The sequence below is a fragment of the Streptomyces argenteolus genome (assembly GCF_042902585.1).
In the GTDB taxonomy this organism is placed as follows: domain Bacteria; phylum Actinomycetota; class Actinomycetes; order Streptomycetales; family Streptomycetaceae; genus Streptomyces; species Streptomyces argenteolus.
Window position 1 is genome coordinate 1,091,897 of record NZ_JBIBEG010000002.1, and the last position, 15,858, is coordinate 1,107,754.

Consider the following 15,858-nt stretch of genomic DNA (forward strand, 5'->3'; position numbering starts at 1 on the left):
AGGCTGTCCGGCTTCTGCAGAGGCGATACGGGCTTTCGGCGTAGCAGTACCTACGACTCACTGTCCGTACCGGAGCCCTTTCCCACATGACGAGCAGCACCGAGACCACCGCCACCACTCCGCAGGTTGCGGTCAACGACATCGGCGACGCGGACGCGTTCCTCGCGGCGATCGACGAGACGATCAAGTACTTCAACGACGGCGACATCGTTGACGGTGTCATCGTCAAGGTTGACCGGGACGAGGTTCTCCTCGACATCGGTTACAAGACCGAAGGTGTCATCCCGAGCCGCGAGCTCTCGATCAAGCACGACGTCGACCCGAACGAGGTCGTCAAGGTCGGCGACGAGATCGAGGCCCTGGTTCTCCAGAAGGAGGACAAGGAAGGCCGCCTGATCCTCTCGAAGAAGCGCGCTCAGTACGAGCGTGCCTGGGGCACCATCGAGAAGATCAAGGAAGAAGACGGCATCGTCACCGGTACCGTCATCGAGGTCGTCAAGGGTGGTCTCATCCTCGACATCGGCCTCCGTGGCTTCCTCCCGGCGTCGCTCGTCGAGATGCGTCGTGTCCGCGACCTCCAGCCCTACGTGGGCAAGGAGCTCGAGGCCAAGATCATCGAGCTGGACAAGAACCGCAACAACGTGGTCCTGTCCCGCCGTGCCTGGCTCGAGCAGACCCAGTCCGAGGTCCGCCAGACGTTCCTCACGACCCTCCAGAAGGGTCAGGTCCGCTCCGGCGTCGTCTCCTCGATCGTCAACTTCGGTGCCTTCGTGGACCTGGGTGGCGTCGACGGTCTCGTGCACGTCTCCGAGCTGTCCTGGAAGCACATCGACCACCCCTCCGAGGTTGTCGAGGTCGGCCAGGAGGTCACCGTCGAGGTTCTCGACGTCGACATGGACCGCGAGCGCGTCTCCCTGTCGCTCAAGGCGACGCAGGAAGACCCGTGGCAGCAGTTCGCCCGCACGCACCAGATCGGGCAGGTCGTTCCCGGTAAGGTCACCAAGCTCGTTCCCTTCGGTGCGTTCGTGCGCGTCGACGAGGGCATCGAGGGTCTGGTCCACATCTCCGAGCTGGCCGAGCGCCACGTGGAGATCCCGGAGCAGGTCGTCCAGGTCAACGACGAGATCTTCGTCAAGGTCATCGACATCGACCTCGAGCGCCGTCGCATCAGCCTCTCGCTGAAGCAGGCCAACGAGGCCTTCGGTGGCGACCCGGCCTCGGTCGAGTTCGACCCGACCCTGTACGGCATGGCCGCGTCCTACGACGACCAGGGCAACTACATCTACCCCGAGGGCTTCGACCCCGAGACCAACGACTGGCTCGAGGGCTTCGAGGCGCAGCGCGAGGTCTGGGAGACCCAGTACGCCGAGGCGCAGCAGCGCTTCGAGCAGCACCAGGCCCAGGTCATCAAGTCCCGCGAGGCCGACGAGGCTGCCGCTGCCGAGGGCGCTGCCGCCCCGGCCGGCGCTGCCCCGGCTGCCTCCGGTGGCAGCGGTGGCGGTTCGTACTCCTCGGAGTCCGCGGACAACTCCGGCGCCCTGGCGTCGGACGAGGCCCTGGCTGCCCTGCGCGAGAAGCTGGCGGGCGGCCAGAGCTGACGCTCCGACCTCCAGCCGCTCATCGGCCGTAGAGCTGTAGAGCTGTAGGTGAGGCCCGTCCCCTCCGGGGGGCGGGCCTCACGCGTACCCGGACGAGGTCAGGGGGTGACGGGGATGTTCGTCAGGCCCTTTCCGCCGGTGACCGTGTTGTCGGCGTGGACGGTGGTGGGGCAGGCCGCGCTCCGGTTCGTGACATGCACGGCGAGCTGCTGCCCACCGGTGGCTCCGCTCAGGTCCGAGGCGTTCCCGCGGAAGACCGTGCCGCAGCCCCATCCGCTCTGCTGCGTGTGCGTCTCGTAGCCGTTGTTCGTGGTGCGTACGCCCCGGTTGTTCTCGACCAGCACGTCGTTGCCCTTCACGTCGACCCAGGAGTCGTCGTAGTTGGCGCCGGTCAGCCCGTCGCCGTCGAACGTGTTGCCGATGATCTGCGCCCCGGTCGTGCCTTCCTTGATGTCGACGTTCTCACCGCCGACCCCCGGGCCGATGGTGTTGCCGATGATCCTGGCCCTGTCGCTGCGGTCGGTGAGGTCGCCCGCCGAGCCGACGTAGACGCCCTCTCCCATGCCGCGCCCGTCGTGTCCCGTGTCGTGGATCCAGGAGTTCATGACGGTGCCGTCCCGGCTGGACCTGCGGAAGTGGACGCCCTCCATGTCGAGGTCGTGCACCGTCACCGAGTCGATGACGACGCCGTCCGCCGCGTCGGTCACGATCCCCTTCTGCCCGCCGGTGACCGTGAGCCCCCGCACCGTCCACCAGGACGCGCCGTTCAGGTGCAGGCCGTAGCCGCCGCCCGAGGTCAGGACCGCCCGTGAGGAGCCGGTCAGGGTGATGCGCGCGGCCGGAGTGGCGGCGACGGCCGCCTTGAAGTTGCCCGTGTAGGTGCCGTCGGCGAGGTGGATCGTGTCACCGGGGGCGGCGGCGGCGAGCGCCGCCTTGAGCTGCGCCGCCGTCCCGACCTCGATGACCGCGGCCTGTGCGGCGCCGGCCGTGGCGGCGGGCAGGGCGCCCACGGCGAGTGCGGCCGTCAGCAGAGCGGGGATCAGTGTGCGGGTGCGCATGGGGGTGCCTTCCCGTCGGAGAAGTCCAGAAGTTCTCGTACGTGAACGCAGATCGGGACTCTGAAGCTGACGGTGACGGTAGGGATGGGTGGTGGGCATGTCAAGGTCTGGACCAATGGGCCGGACCGTCGAAGGGGCCGGGCGGGCCCCGCGTGAGCGCAAGAGGAAACGTGTGGGATACACGAGTCGCTGACGGCCCGTAACACCGTCTTGTCAGGATCCGGCGCAACGTCCGCATCACCAGGGGAGCTTGGTCATGACTCACCTCTCGCATGCCTCACGCGTCGCGCCGGCCCCCGCCGGCCCGGCGGGTGCCAGCCGCCGCAGCTTCCTCCGCAGTGTGGGCATCACCGGTGGAGCGGGCGCCATGTTCGCCACCATGGGCGCACTCGGCCTCGCGCCCACCGCCCAGGCGGCGGGCCGTGAACCCGCCTTCCGCGCCCCGCGCCCGGGTGACTTCTCGCTGAAGGGAAGAGCCGCGGCGAAGGTCGTCGTCGTCGGCGGGGGGATCGCGGGTCTCGCGGCCGCCTACGAGCTGGGCAAGGCGGGCTACGACTGTACGGTCCTGGAGGCCAGGGGCCGCACCGGTGGGCGCAACTTCACCGTCCGGGGCGGGGATTCGACCACCGACACCTACGGCAACGAACAGACCGCCCGCTTCAGTGAGGGCCAGTACATGAACGCGGGGCCCGGCCGCATCCCGCAGTGGATGGTGACCCTCGACTACTGCCGCGAACTGGGTGTGCCCGTCGAGGTGTTCACCAACGAGAACGCCAATGCCTACCTCTTCAACGAGAAGGCGGGCATGAAGGCCCCGGTGCGCTATCGCACCGCCAAGGCCGACATGTACGGCTACGTCGCCGAACTCCTGGCCAAGGCCGGCGACAAGGGTGCGCTCGACCGGGAGATCACCGCCGAGGACCAGGAGCGGCTCCTGGACTTCCTGAAGGACTTCGGTGACATCGGCGACACACTCGACTACACCGGCAGTTCCCGGCGCGGCTATCGCGTGGACCCGGCCGCCGCGGGTACCCCGGGCGAGGAACTCGGCTCCGTGCCGACCGCGTCGGAGGTCTTCGCGAGCGGGGTCGGGCGCTATTTCTCGTTCGAGTTCGAGTACGACCAGGCCATGCTCATGTTCCAGCCGGTCGGCGGCATGGACCGGATACCCGCGGCCCTCACCCGCGCGGTGGGGGAGCGCAGGGTCCTCACCGGAGCGGCCGTCACCGACATCACCGACACCGCCCACGGCGTCACCGTCACCTACACCCGGTCCGGCCGCACCCGCCGCATCGAGGCGGACTACTGCATCGCCGCACTGCCGCCGAACATCCTGGCCAAGACCTCCCACAACCTCGGTCCCGCCGTGCAGGCCGCCTTGGAGGCCTGCGCGCCGTCCTCGGCCGGCAAGATCGGGCTGGAGTACCGGAGCCGCTGGTGGGAGACGGACCACCGGATCTTCGGCGGCATCACCGAGACGGACATGGACCTCTCCCACATCTGGTACCCGTCCTACGGTCATCTCGGCGAGCGGGGAACCGTCATCGGGTACTACAACACCGGCTCCCGTGCGGACGCGTACGCCGCTCTCACGCCGCGCGAGCGCGAGGCGCGGGCCGTGGCCCAGGGCGTGAAGATCCACGGCGACAAGTACCGCACGGAACTCGCCGCGTCCTTCTCCCACCACTGGCGCCAGACCCCCTACGTGGAGGCGTCCTGGCACTCCCTGCCGGGCGGGCCCGACGCCCCCGCCTTCGCGCCGCTCAACAGCCCTGCCGGACATGTGTACTTCGCCGGCGACCATCTCAGCCACACCGACGCCTGGCAGCACGGGGCGTTCACCTCCGCGCGGAAGGCGGTGACGGCACTGCACACCCGCGTCCTCGCGTGACCGGACGGGGAGCGGGGCGATCGGGAATGCCGTGGCCGGGCAGGGTGTTCTTGTCGAGGAACACGAGGAGGAGCGGTAACCGTGCCTGAACCGCAGAGTTTGTACGAATGGGAGCCGAAGGGCCTGGCCGTCGTCGACATGGCGCTCGCCCAGGAGTCGGCCGGCCTGGTCATGCTCTACCACTTCGACGGATACATCGACGCGGGTGAGACCGGCGAGCAGATCGTCGACGGCCTGCTCGAGACGCTGCCGCACCAGATCGTCGCCCGCTTCGACCACGACCGGCTCGTCGACTACCGGGCGCGCCGCCCGCTGCTGACCTTCAAGCGTGACCGGTGGACGTCGTTCGAGGCGCCCACCCTGGACGTCCGGGTCGTGCAGGATGCCACCGGCGCCCCCTTCCTGCTGCTGTCGGGGCCGGAGCCGGACGTGGAGTGGGAGAGGTTCGCCGTCGCGGTGGAGCAGATCGTGGAACGGCTCGGTGTCCGCCTCTCGGTCAACTTCCACGGCATCCCGATGGGCGTCCCGCACACCCGCCCCGTCGGCGTCACCCCGCACGGAAATCGCACCGACCTCATGCCCGGCCACCGCAGCCCCTTCGACGAGGCGCAGGTCCCGGGCTCGGCCGAGGCGCTCGTGGAGTACCGGCTGATGGAGGCCGGGCACGACGTCCTCGGTGTCGCCGCCCATGTGCCGCACTACGTCGCCCGGTCCGCCTACCCGGACGCCGCGCTGACCGCCCTGGAGGCGATCACGGGGGCGACCGGACTGGTGCTGCCGAGCGTCGCGCACACCCTGCGCACGGAAGCGCACCGTACCCAGACGGAGATCGACCGCCAGATCGGCCAGGGCGACGAGGAGCTCGTCGCGCTCGTCGAGGGACTGGAGCACCAGTACGACGCGGTCGCGGGGTCCGAGACGCGGGGCAACCTCGTCGCGGAGCCGGTCGACCTGCCGTCGGCGGACGAGATCGGCAGGGAATTCGAACGCTTCCTCGCGGAACGCGAGGGCGATTCCTGAGCGCGCCTCCGGCCGTCCGCCGGCCGGAGGCTAGGCTCGGCCCATGCTGAAAGTGGGCCTGACCGGCGGGATCGGCGCCGGCAAGAGCGAAGTGTCACGGCTGCTCGCACGCTACGGAGCCGTGCTGATCGACGCGGACCGGATCGCGCGCGAGGTCGTGGAGCCCGGCACCCCCGGACTCACCGCCGTCGTCGAGGCCTTCGGTCCGGACATCCTCAACACCGACGGCTCCCTGGACCGCTCGGCGCTCGGCGCGATCGTCTTCGCCGACTCCGCGCGCCTGGCCACGCTCAACGGCATCGTGCACCCGCTCGTCGGGGCGCGTTCCGCCGAGCTGGAGCGGGCCGCGGGACCCGGCGCGGTCGTCGTCCACGACGTACCCCTGCTCACGGAGAACGGCCTCGCTCCCCTCTACGACCTGGTCGTCGTCGTCGACGCGAGCCCCGGCACCCAGCTCGACCGGCTCGTCCGGCTGCGCGGCATGACGGAATCCGACGCCCGTGCGCGGATGGCGGTCCAGGCCACCCGCGAGGAGCGGCTGGCCGTCGCCGACCTCGTGGTCGACAACGACGGGCCGCTGGAGGACCTGGAACCGCAGGTCCGCGCGGTCTGGTCGGAGCTCACCGCCCGCGCCGCGACGGGCTGATCCCGTTCCCGGCCGGGGCTGCTCCCGGCCGGGAGGCTGCTCCTCCCGCTCGGTCCCCCTGCTCGTCCCGTCCGCTCGCGGCGCGCTGTCCGGCTCATGGCGTGTCCGGGTGTCTGCGCGCGCTCACGCCGTGGCCCCGGCCTGTCCCGGCCGCGCCCGGCCGTCTCCCCGGGCGGCGGAATACGGGCCCCCGGCCGGATGTTGAAGACCGGAAGGCGAAGGGAAGGATAGGTCCGTGCCCGAGAGGAACCCGGAAACGCATGTCATCGACTTCCGTGCGGCGGAGCAGCTGCTCGCGGCGCGGGACCCGCGGGGTGCGGTGAAGCTGCTCGACTCGGTGATCGCCGCCCACCCGGAGAACACGGCCGCCCGCCTGCTGCGGGCCCGCGCCTTCTTCGCCGCCGCCCAACTGCGCCCTGCCGAGCTCGAGTTCGAGCTGGTCCTGGAGCGTGAGCCGGACAACGCCTTCGCGCACTTCGCCCTGGCCCGCACCTTCCAGCGCGCCGGGCGCCCCGAGCAGGCCACCCGCCACTTCCGGCTGGCCGCCGCCCTCGACCCGAACCCGGAATACCTGCGGGCCGCCCGCTTCGACGACCGCCCCTGACGGCGACGGCCGGCCGGGCGGCGTCAGCGGGCACGTCGGCCCGTTCCGCCCCGGTCCGGCTCGTACGGCGGGATGTCCCGGCCGGGCTGATAGTGCGGGCCCTGCCGGATGTGGCGCAGGACGAGGCAGAAGTCCGTCACCGTGATCGCCAGCAGCACCCCGCAGGCCGTCGCCCAGCCCGGGCGTCCCGTCCACACGAAGGCCACCAGGCCGAACGCGGCCCAGAGCATGCCCCATACACTCAGCGTCAGCCGCATCCGCAGGGGGCTGCGTGCGGTGGACGGTTCACTTCCGGTACGCATCACCATCGCCTCTTCTCCAGCATGAACCCGCGGCGCGGCATACGGAAGCAGACGCGGGGAGCGGACCGCGGCGACGACGGGGAGGGGCACACGATGAGGGGCAGCACGTCATGGGGCGCGGACGTCGCCCGCCGGTCCAGGGTGCGGGGCGCGCTGCTGGGCGGTGCGGTCGGGGACGCGCTGGGCAATCCGGTCGAGTTCCTCTCGCTCGACGGCATCCGCCGTGCTCACGGGCCGCGCGGCCTGCGAGGACCGGCGGCCGACCCCGACGGGGCCGTCGGGCGGATCACGGACGACACCCAGATGACGCTCTTCACGGTCGAAGGACTGATCAGGGCGCACGCCCGGGCGGCCTCCAAGGGCGTCGGGGGAGCCGAGACCGAGATCGTGCGCAACGCCTACCTGCGCTGGCTCGACACCCAGAATCACATGTCCCCGCCGCCGCGTGAGGGCGAGGATCCCGTACGGACGGGATGGCTCAGGCAGCAGCCCTGGCTGTACGCGCGCCGGGCGCCCGGCAACGCGTGCCTCACGGGACTGGCGGCCGGCCACGCCCCGGAACCGGGCGTCCCGCTCGGACGGCCCGGCCCCGTCAACCCCCACTCCAAGGGCTGCGGGACCGTCATGAGGTCGGCGCCCTTCGGGCTGCTCGGCGAGGACGCGGAGACGGGCTTCGAGCTGGCGGCCAGGTGCGCGCTGATCACCCATGGCCATCCCACGGGGGCGTACGCGGCGGGCGCGCTGGCCGCGATCGTCACCTACCTCCTGGAGGGCGACTCCCCGGCAGGAGCGGTGCTGCGCGCCATGGACCTGCTGTCCCGCCGCGACGGCCACGAGGAGACGACGGCCGCGCTGAGTGCGGCGGTCGACCTCGCGGCCCGGGGGAGGCCGACCGCCGAGCGCGTCGAGTCGCTGGGCGCGGGCTGGGTCGCCGAGGAGGCCCTCGCCGTCGCCGTGTACTGCGCGCTCGTGCTGCCGCGTGCCGAGGACGTGTCCGAGGCGCTCCTTCTCTCCGTCAACCACTCGGGGGACAGCGACTCCACCGGCTCGGTCTGCGGCAATCTGCTGGGGGCGCGGCACGGCGACGTAGCTCTCCCGGCCTCGTGGCTGGCCGTCACCGAGGGCCGGTCGGTGATCACCGAACTCGCCGACGACCTCTGCCTGGAGTTCGGCCGGCAGACGGACCAGGTGGCGTGGCCGGAAGGCCGCTATCCGCATCACTGAGGCGGAACGCCGGACCCCGGCGGGACGTTCTGCCGGGTATGAGCCTGATGCGTGAGGGACACACAGGGGCGGGGCCCGGCGCGATCACCCCCGACGGCTGCGCGGTCGAGCTGTACGCACGCCTGTCCGCCGGCACCGAACCGGAGGTGATCCGCTCGGCCGTGACGCCCGGCGCGAGCGTGCTCGAACTGGGCTGCGGGGCGGGGCGGGTGACCCATCCGCTGGTCGAACTCGGCTTCGTCGTGACGGCCGTGGACGAATCCGCGCAGATGCTGGAGCGGGTGCGGGGCGCGCGCACGGTGCGGAGCCCGATCGAGTCCCTGGACCTGGGCGGGGAGCGGTTCGACGCCGTGGTGCTCGGGTCCTTCCTGGTGCACACGAGCGATCACCGGGTGCGAGAGGGACTCCTGAGGACCTGCCGCAGGTATGTGAAGGACGACGGTGTCGTGCTCGTCCAGCGGGAGGGCGCCGACTACCACAGCGACCTCCCCCGGGAGCGCGAGGACCTGGCGGCGGGGTGCACGATACGGATCCTGTCGGCGGAGCCTCTGGGTGACGGGGTGGACGAGGTCCGCGCGGAGTACGTCTTCGAGGACGCCCGCTGGACCCAGACCTTCCGCTCGCGCGCTCTCTCGGTGGAGCAGTTCGAGGCGTGCCTGGAGGAGGCGGGGCTCGCGGTCGACCGTTGTCTCACTCCGGACGGCACGTGGGTGCTCGCCCGCCCGGGGAAGCCCTGAGCGCGAGCGCTCGGCGCGGACTCCGGAGGGAGGCGGGTCCGAGGTCCGGCGGGCGATGAGTTCCGGAGCTCCGGGAGGTCTGACCTTCCGTGAGCGCCGGGACGCGGTGCGGCAAGGGCCGCACCCCCCGGCGCACGTCCCGCGAGGAGCCCTCCATGTCCGAAGCCACCCCGTCCGCCGCCTTCACCGCACCGGATCCCGCCGCCGGGCCGCGCCGCCGTACCGCAGCGGTCGCGCTGACCGGCGCCCGTGCCGCCCTCGCGCTGTTCCTCGGCTTCAGCGCCGTGGCCAAGCTCGTCGCCCACGAATCGGCCGTCGCCTCGTTCGACCGGATGGGCTGGAGCAGCGAGGCGATGTACACGATCGGGGGCCTGGAACTGGCCGGCGCCGTCGCCCTGCTGATCCCCCTGCTCGCCGGGGTGGCGGCGATCGCCCTGGCCGGGCTGCTGGCCGGCGCCGCCGTGGTCCAGCTGACGCTGCTCGACCCCCCGAACGCGGTCATGCCCGCGCTGCTCGTCGTCCTGGTCGTGATGATCGCCCGTGACCGGCGGGAGGGGACCGCGGAGCTGTTCGCTCTGCTGCGCGGCGGCCGGGGCCGGGCGCCCCGGTCCGGTCAGTGGATGAACCGGTAGCTGCGCCAGGGGAGCGCTCGCGGGGCGTTGACGTCGGAGAACGTGGTGGCGACGTAGGCGGTGCTCCGCCCGGAGCAGTCGCGGGTGGGGTAGAGGACGATGTCGACGAGGGTGCGGTTGTCGATCGCGTTCGCTCCGGCGGGCGGCATCGCGTGGCAGCCCTTCACCGAGGGGCTGTGCACGGTGACGACCTTGTCCCGGTCCGTCGTGTACGAGACCGGTCCCACCGCTGATCGCCCGAGGCCCGAGCAGCCGGTGGCGGTCAGGGTGAGCAGGGCGGCTCCGGCGGCGATGCCGGCGCGGCGGCGGAGAACGGTGGGGGGCGCGGTCACGGACATGGGCGGGGTCCTCGTCTGCTCGTCCGGCTCATCGGTACGTCACAGAGACGTGCTGGCGCTGGCCACCCTGCCCGTTCCCCCGCGCACCGGCATCCGGGGCGCGGCCGGCCGGGGCCGCGGGCACCCGGACAGAGGTTCGAGGATGCGCAAACAGGGCATATCGTGTTAATAGACGCATGACGAGTGGGTGCGGGAACGCACTCCCGGACGCAGGGGGCCGTGATGGTCCAGGAGCTGGTAGTCGCGCTGGTGGCGGTGATCGCGGGATGCGTGGCGTACGCCATGGCCGCGGCGCGCGTGGTCAAGCAGTACGAACGGGGCGTGGTGCTCCGGCTCGGCAAGCTGCACGACCAGGTGCGCCCGCCGGGTTTCACCATGATCGTCCCGGGGGTCGACCGGCTCCGTAAGGTCAACATGCAGATCGTGACGATGCCCGTGCCGGCCCAGGACGGGATCACCAGGGACAACGTCACGGTGCGGGTGGACGCCGTCATCTACTTCAAGGTGGTGGACGCGGCGAGCGCGGTGGTCCAGGTGGAGGACTACCGGTTCGCGGTCTCGCAGATGGCTCAGACCTCCCTGCGGTCGATCATCGGCAAGAGCGATCTGGACGATCTGCTGTCCGATCGCGAGAAGCTCAACCAAGGGCTGGAGCTGATGATCGACAGCCCGGCCGTGGGCTGGGGCGTGCAGATCGACCGGGTGGAGATCAAGGACGTCTCGCTGCCGGAGACGATGAAGCGCTCCATGGCCCGCCAGGCCGAGGCCGACCGTGAGCGGCGCGCCCGGGTCATCAACGCCGACGCCGAGCTGCAGGCCTCGAAGAAGCTGGCGCAGGCGGCCCAGCAGATGTCCACCCAGCCCGCGGCGCTTCAGCTCCGCCTGCTGCAGACGGTGGTCGCGGTCGCGGCCGAGAAGAACTCCACGCTGGTGCTCCCCTTCCCCGTCGAACTGCTGCGCTTCCTGGAACGCGCCCAGCAGGGGCAGCAGCCGCCCGAGGTCTCCGGCCCCCGGCAGGACGCGGCCGGGCCCGCCGCCGAGGAGCCGCGCGTCCCGGACGGCACGCGGGAGCCCGGTGCCGAGCGCTCCGGCCCGGTGCGGCCCACGCCGGAACAGGACGAGCCGGACCGGTTCATGACGGAACAGCCCCTCGCGGGCCCGGGCCCGGTGCCCGACTTCGACCCGGAGGACTTCGACCCGGAGGACTTCGACACGGAGCAGCCCTCGGGCCGGCGGCGCTCCGAGCCGTTCACCCGCCACTGACCGCAGGCCGGTGCTCCGGGTGCGGCGAGGCCGGTCTTGGTGCGCCGGATCCGGCGTGTCCGGCCCGCGCCCCGTACGCGCGCGTCACGGGGCCGTGGCTTCGCCCGTGCCCGGCAGTGCTCTCGGCGTCCCTACCTCCGGCGCTTCCGGAGCCAGGCCCGCGTGCGGCCGTTCCGTCCCGGGGGTGCCGTTCCGCTCCCCGCCCGCAGAGCCGTGCCGCCCGTCCCGCCCGCAGCCGCCGGGCCCGGGCGGGACGGGCGCTGTCACACCCCCCGCCTAGACTCACGGGAGCAGGGGAAACGCCACACGACCGAGGCGGAGAGGGGTGGGGAGCATGGTGCGGCAGACGCAGGACGCGGCCGTGGACCGGCTGCTCCGGTGCGCCGCGGTGTTCCTGCCGGGTGTGCTTCCCCGTGACGGCCGGATCGCCTTCTGGGACCCGGACGGCAGCGCCGGCCTCGGTGTCCCGGGCACGGTCTTCCCCGCCGAGGGCGAGCCGGCGCGTTCCGTCGCCGAGTTCACGGTCGTCGTGCGGCACGGCGCCGACGGCGTCCGCTCCCGCACCGTGTCCTGCGTGTCGCTCCCCCTGGAGGAGGCGGTGCCCCTGCTGGCCCGCGCACGGCACCGCGCCGTCGCCCACCCCGCCACCCGCGCCTGGGGCGCTGCCGCCGTCCACGCCCTCGGCCTCGTGGCGCGCGGCAGGCTCCTGCCCGGTCTGACCGCGGACGACCACGACGCCTGGCGGGCCGGGCCGCGCGACGCCGAGGACGTCGCGCATCTGAGGGCGGTCGCCGCCGCGATGCCGCCCGAGGGGCACGCGGTCCCGATCGAGGGCACAGCCCCCCTGCGGGTGCCCGAGGCCCGTGCGCTGATCAGTGCCTTCATCGACGCCGTCGCCGACACCCTGCCCCGCACACCTGCCGCCGCCCACGCCATGGGAGCGCCGTTCGCCGCCCGCGAGCCGCAGCGGCTGCCGGAAGCCCGCGCCTGGGCCGTCGAGGTCGCCGCCGGCCTCGACGCGGGGGTGCGGGTCTCGCTGCGCCTCGACCTGTCGGCGTACGCACTCTTCGACACCTCCGCCGAAGAGGCGGAGGAGCCCGGGAGCGGGGACGCACAGAGTGCCCCGTCCGCTTCCCGCCATGCCGCCGCCGCCATCACCCAGGTGCACAGCCTGGCCGATCCGACGTACGTCACCGACGCCGCCATGCTGTGGAACGGCGAGGCAGGCGAGCCGTTCGGGCCGAGGGCGCGGATCGACGCCGTGCTCGCCCTGCGCCGCGCCGCCCGGGTCTGGCCGCCCCTGGAACGGCTGCTGGACCAGCCGGTGCCCGACGTCCTCGCCGTCACCGAGGACGAGCTCTACGAACTGATCGGTGACGCCGGAGCGCGGCTCGCGGCTGCGGGGGTCGCGGTCCACTGGCCGCGCGAGCTCGCCCGGTCGCTCACCGCCGCGGCCGTCGTCCGGCCGGCGCCGGGGTCGGCCACCGACGGAACCTCGTTCTTCGACGCCGAGCACCTCTTCGCCTTCGACTGGCAGCTCTCCCTGGGGGACGACCGGCTCACCGAGGCGGAGATGGACACCCTCGCCGAGGCGCACCGCCCGGTGGTGCGGCTGCGCGACCAGTGGGTCGTCGTCGACCCCGCGCTCGTGCGCAAGGCGCGCAAGCGGGAGCTCGGGCTCCTGGACCCCGTCGACGCGCTCGCCGTCGCCCTGACCGGCTCCGCCGAGGTCGACGGGGAGCAGGTCGAGGCCGTACCGGCCGGGGCGCTCGCCGCACTCCGCGCACGCCTCCTGGACGAGCACGCCACGCTCCCCGCCCCACCCGGTCTGGACGCCACCCTCCGCGACTACCAGCTGCGCGGCCTGGCCTGGCTCGACCGGATGACCTCCCTCGGACTCGGCGGCTGTCTCGCCGACGACATGGGCCTGGGCAAGACGATCACCGTCATCGCGCTGCACCTGCACCGCGCCCACACCGCCCCCACCCTCGTCGTCTGCCCGGCCTCCCTCCTCGGCAACTGGCACCGTGAGATCAACCGCTTCGCGCCTGGAGTCCCCGTCCGCCGCTTCCACGGCGCCGACCGCAGCCTCACCGGCGCGGACGCCGGCTTCGTCCTCACGACGTACGGCACGATGCGCTCCAGCGCGGAGCAACTCGCCGCGCACACCTGGGGACTGGTCGTCGCCGACGAGGCGCAGCACGTGAAGAACCCGCACTCCTCCACGGCCAGGGCGCTGCGCACCATCCCCGCCCCCGCCCGGGTGGCCCTGACCGGCACCCCCGTCGAGAACAACCTCTCCGAGCTCTGGGCCCTGCTCGACTGGACCACCCCCGGACTGCTCGGCCCGCTCAAGGCCTTCCGGGCACGGCACGCACGCATCGTCGAGAACACCGGCACGGCCGCGGGGCTGGGCAACGAGGAGGCGGTCGAGCGGCTGTCCCGGCTGGTCCGCCCCTTCCTGCTGCGCCGCAAGAAGTCCGACCCGGGCATCGCGCCCGAGCTGCCGCCCAAGACGGAGACCGACCACCCCGTCTTCCTCACCCGCGAGCAGGCCACGCTCTACGAGGCGGCCGTCCGCGAGACCATGGCGTTCATCGAGCAGTCCGAGGGCATCGCCAGGCGCGGGCTGATCATGAAGCTGCTGGGATCGCTCAAACAGATCTGCAACCACCCCGCGCAGTATCTGAAGGAGGAGCCGACGCGGCTCGCCGGCCGCTCCGGCAAGCTCGCCCTGCTCGACGAGCTCCTCGACACCATCCTCTCCGAGGACGGCTCGGTCCTGATCTTCACCCAGTACGTCTCGATGGCCCGGCTGCTCTCCGCCCACCTCGCCTCCCACGCCATCCCCTCCCAGCTGCTGCACGGCGGCACGCCGGTCGCAGAGCGGGAGCGGATGGTGGACCGCTTCCAGTCCGGCGAGGCCCCCGTCTTCCTGCTCTCCCTCAAGGCCGCCGGCACGGGCCTCAACCTCACCCGGGCCGCCCACGTCATCCACTACGACCGGTGGTGGAACCCGGCGGTCGAGGAGCAGGCCACCGACCGCGCGTACCGCATCGGCCAGACCCAGCCCGTGCAGGTGCACCGGCTGATCGCCGAGGGCACGGTCGAGGACCGGATCAGCGAACTGCTGGCGTCCAAGAGGGTCCTCGCCGACGCGGTGCTCGGTTCGGGAGAGGCCGCCCTGACCGAGCTCAGCGACCGTGACCTGGCCGATCTCGTCTCACTCCGGAGGGCGTCATGAGCCCCGGCGCCGGCCCCGCGCCCCGCCCCGGCCCTGACGACCTGCGGCGTTCGTTCGAGGCGGTGCCCGCCCGTGCCTCCGACGCCGAGGGGCCGTTCGCCGACAGCTGGTGGGGCCGGGCCTGGGTGGACGCCCTGGAGTCCCTGTCGATGGACGAGGGACGCCTCGGACGCGGGCGTACGTACGCCGACGGCGGTCACGTCGCCGGGATCACCGTCACCCCCGGCCGGGTCATCGCCTACGTCCACGGGAGCCGCCCGCGCCCCTACCGGGCGGAGCTCCGCCTCCGTACGCTCTCCGCGTCCGACTGGGACACCTTCCTGGACGCCGTCGCCGCCCGGCCCGGGCACCTGGCCTCGCTGCTCGACAAGGAGATGCCGCACTCCCTGGTCGACACGGCGGGCGAGGCGGGCATCCGGCTGCTGCCCACCGCCGGGGACCTGGATCCGGACTGCTCCTGCCCGGACCGTGGCTGGCCCTGCAAGCACGTGGCCGCCCTCTGCTACCAGACGGCACGGCTCCTGGACAGCGACCCCTTCGTCCTGCTGCTGATGCGCGGCCGGGGCGAGCGCGAACTCCTCGACGAGCTGGGCCGCCGCAACGCCGAGCACTCCGCCCGGGAACGCCCCGACGCACCCGCCATGCCCTCGGTTCCGGCCACGGAGGCCCTCGCCGACCGCTTCCTGCCGCCGTTGCCCGCGCCGTTGCCCCTGCCGCCGTATCCCGGTGAGCCGCCGTCCTACCCCGAGTTGCCCGGTGCCCGGGACCCGCTCGGCCTCGACCACCTCGCCACGGACGCCGCAGCCCGGGCCCACGCCCTCCTCACCACCGGGGACGACCCGCTCGCCGGGCTCAGCACCTGGCAGGACGCGGTACGCATCGCCGCGTCCCGGCCCACCGCCGGGCTCACCGCCACGACCCGCGCCCTCTACCGCGAGCTGGCCTTCGCCACCGGCCGCACCACGACCGACCTCGCCCGCGCCGTCGCGGCCTGGCGCCAGGGCGGCGCGGAGGGCCTGGACGTCCTGGAGCACCCGTGGGACCCGCCTGCCGGGCCCTTCGACCGGGCCCGGCCCGCCCTGGCCGCCGCGGACTTCCCGCGTTTCCAGCCCTGGCGCAACCACCTGACCGACGCCAGAGGCACACTGCAGCTCCGCTTCGGCCGCGACGGCCGGTGGTACGGCTACGAGTCCGACGCCGGCGAGGAGGACTGGTGGCCCCGGGCCACGCCCGACCCCGACCCGGTCACCACACTCACCGCCGTGCGGCGCTGACGCCGCGGCAGAGATGGGCCCACGGGG

At 72.6% G+C, this 15,858-nt stretch carries 14 protein-coding genes; 11 read left to right on the top strand and 3 right to left on the bottom strand.

What is annotated here, in order from left to right; translation table 11 throughout:
- Nucleotides 1–86 precede the first annotated feature (86 nt).
- Nucleotides 87–1,598 (top strand): 30S ribosomal protein S1, encoded by a 1,512-nt coding sequence (gene rpsA / locus ACFY8O_RS11445; protein WP_014156844.1) that lies wholly within the window; start codon nt 87–89, stop codon nt 1,596–1,598.
- Nucleotides 1,599–1,696: 98 nt separating this feature from the next.
- Here rpsA and ACFY8O_RS11450 read toward each other — a convergent pair whose 3' ends face one another.
- On the bottom strand, nt 1,697–2,656 hold the full coding sequence (locus ACFY8O_RS11450; protein ID WP_387900749.1) for a right-handed parallel beta-helix repeat-containing protein: 960 nt from the start codon (nt 2,654–2,656) through the stop codon (nt 1,697–1,699).
- A 367-nt stretch (nt 2,657–3,023) separates the two neighbouring features.
- On the opposite strand from ACFY8O_RS11450, the gene ACFY8O_RS11455 reads away from it, so the two are divergent.
- The 4 genes from ACFY8O_RS11455 to ACFY8O_RS11470 all read left to right on the top strand — a co-directional run bounded on the left by ACFY8O_RS11455 (nt 3,024) and on the right by ACFY8O_RS11470 (nt 6,817).
- Entirely contained in the window at nt 3,024–4,547 is a 1,524-nt protein-coding gene (locus ACFY8O_RS11455; protein WP_387901120.1) for a flavin monoamine oxidase family protein, read from the top strand.
- Between the two features lie 81 nt (nt 4,548–4,628).
- Nucleotides 4,629–5,567, top strand: a complete 939-nt coding sequence (locus tag ACFY8O_RS11460) for a PAC2 family protein (protein ID WP_145802321.1) — start codon at nt 4,629–4,631, stop codon at nt 5,565–5,567.
- A 43-nt stretch (nt 5,568–5,610) separates the two neighbouring features.
- Nucleotides 5,611–6,213, top strand: coding sequence for a dephospho-CoA kinase (gene coaE / locus ACFY8O_RS11465; protein ID WP_145802323.1), 603 nt, complete (start codon nt 5,611–5,613; stop codon nt 6,211–6,213).
- A 235-nt stretch (nt 6,214–6,448) separates the two neighbouring features.
- The gene (locus ACFY8O_RS11470; RefSeq protein ID WP_145802325.1) at nt 6,449–6,817 is read left to right on the top strand and encodes a tetratricopeptide repeat protein; all 369 of its coding nucleotides are present in this window, start codon (nt 6,449–6,451) and stop codon (nt 6,815–6,817) included.
- Nucleotides 6,818–6,840: 23 nt separating this feature from the next.
- Here ACFY8O_RS11470 and ACFY8O_RS11475 read toward each other — a convergent pair whose 3' ends face one another.
- Complete coding sequence (locus ACFY8O_RS11475; protein WP_167526126.1) at nt 6,841–7,125, bottom strand: DUF6343 family protein; 285 nt, start codon at nt 7,123–7,125, stop codon at nt 6,841–6,843.
- A gap of 87 nt (nt 7,126–7,212) precedes the next feature.
- Here ACFY8O_RS11475 and ACFY8O_RS11480 point away from each other — a divergent pair, with 87 nt between their 5' ends.
- The 3 genes from ACFY8O_RS11480 (at nt 7,213) to ACFY8O_RS11490 (ending at nt 9,712) form a co-directional block, all read left to right on the top strand.
- Nucleotides 7,213–8,343, top strand: a complete 1,131-nt coding sequence (locus ACFY8O_RS11480) for an ADP-ribosylglycohydrolase family protein (RefSeq protein WP_387900752.1) — start codon at nt 7,213–7,215, stop codon at nt 8,341–8,343.
- 38 nt (nt 8,344–8,381) lie between these two features.
- Nucleotides 8,382–9,080, top strand: a complete 699-nt coding sequence (locus tag ACFY8O_RS11485) for a class I SAM-dependent methyltransferase (RefSeq protein WP_387900753.1) — start codon at nt 8,382–8,384, stop codon at nt 9,078–9,080.
- A 155-nt stretch (nt 9,081–9,235) separates the two neighbouring features.
- Nucleotides 9,236–9,712, top strand: a complete 477-nt coding sequence (locus ACFY8O_RS11490; protein ID WP_387900755.1) for a DoxX family protein — start codon at nt 9,236–9,238, stop codon at nt 9,710–9,712.
- Here ACFY8O_RS11490 and ACFY8O_RS11495 read toward each other — a convergent pair.
- On the bottom strand, nt 9,694–10,050 hold the full coding sequence (locus tag ACFY8O_RS11495; RefSeq protein ID WP_387900757.1) for a hypothetical protein: 357 nt from the start codon (nt 10,048–10,050) through the stop codon (nt 9,694–9,696). The genes ACFY8O_RS11490 and ACFY8O_RS11495 overlap by 19 nt on opposite strands.
- 222 nt (nt 10,051–10,272) lie before the next feature.
- Between ACFY8O_RS11495 and ACFY8O_RS11500 the strand changes: the two genes are divergently transcribed.
- The 3 genes from ACFY8O_RS11500 (at nt 10,273) to ACFY8O_RS11510 (ending at nt 15,831) form a co-directional block, all read left to right on the top strand.
- Nucleotides 10,273–11,313 (top strand): slipin family protein, encoded by a 1,041-nt coding sequence (locus ACFY8O_RS11500; protein ID WP_387900759.1) that lies wholly within the window; start codon nt 10,273–10,275, stop codon nt 11,311–11,313.
- 334 nt (nt 11,314–11,647) lie between these two features.
- Nucleotides 11,648–14,557 (top strand): DEAD/DEAH box helicase, encoded by a 2,910-nt coding sequence (locus ACFY8O_RS11505; RefSeq protein WP_387900761.1) that lies wholly within the window; start codon nt 11,648–11,650, stop codon nt 14,555–14,557.
- Nucleotides 14,554–15,831, top strand: a complete 1,278-nt coding sequence (locus ACFY8O_RS11510) for an SWIM zinc finger family protein (RefSeq protein ID WP_387900763.1) — start codon at nt 14,554–14,556, stop codon at nt 15,829–15,831. The genes ACFY8O_RS11505 and ACFY8O_RS11510 overlap by 4 nt, the downstream gene beginning before the upstream one ends.
- The last annotated feature ends 27 nt before the right edge of the window (nt 15,832–15,858 follow it).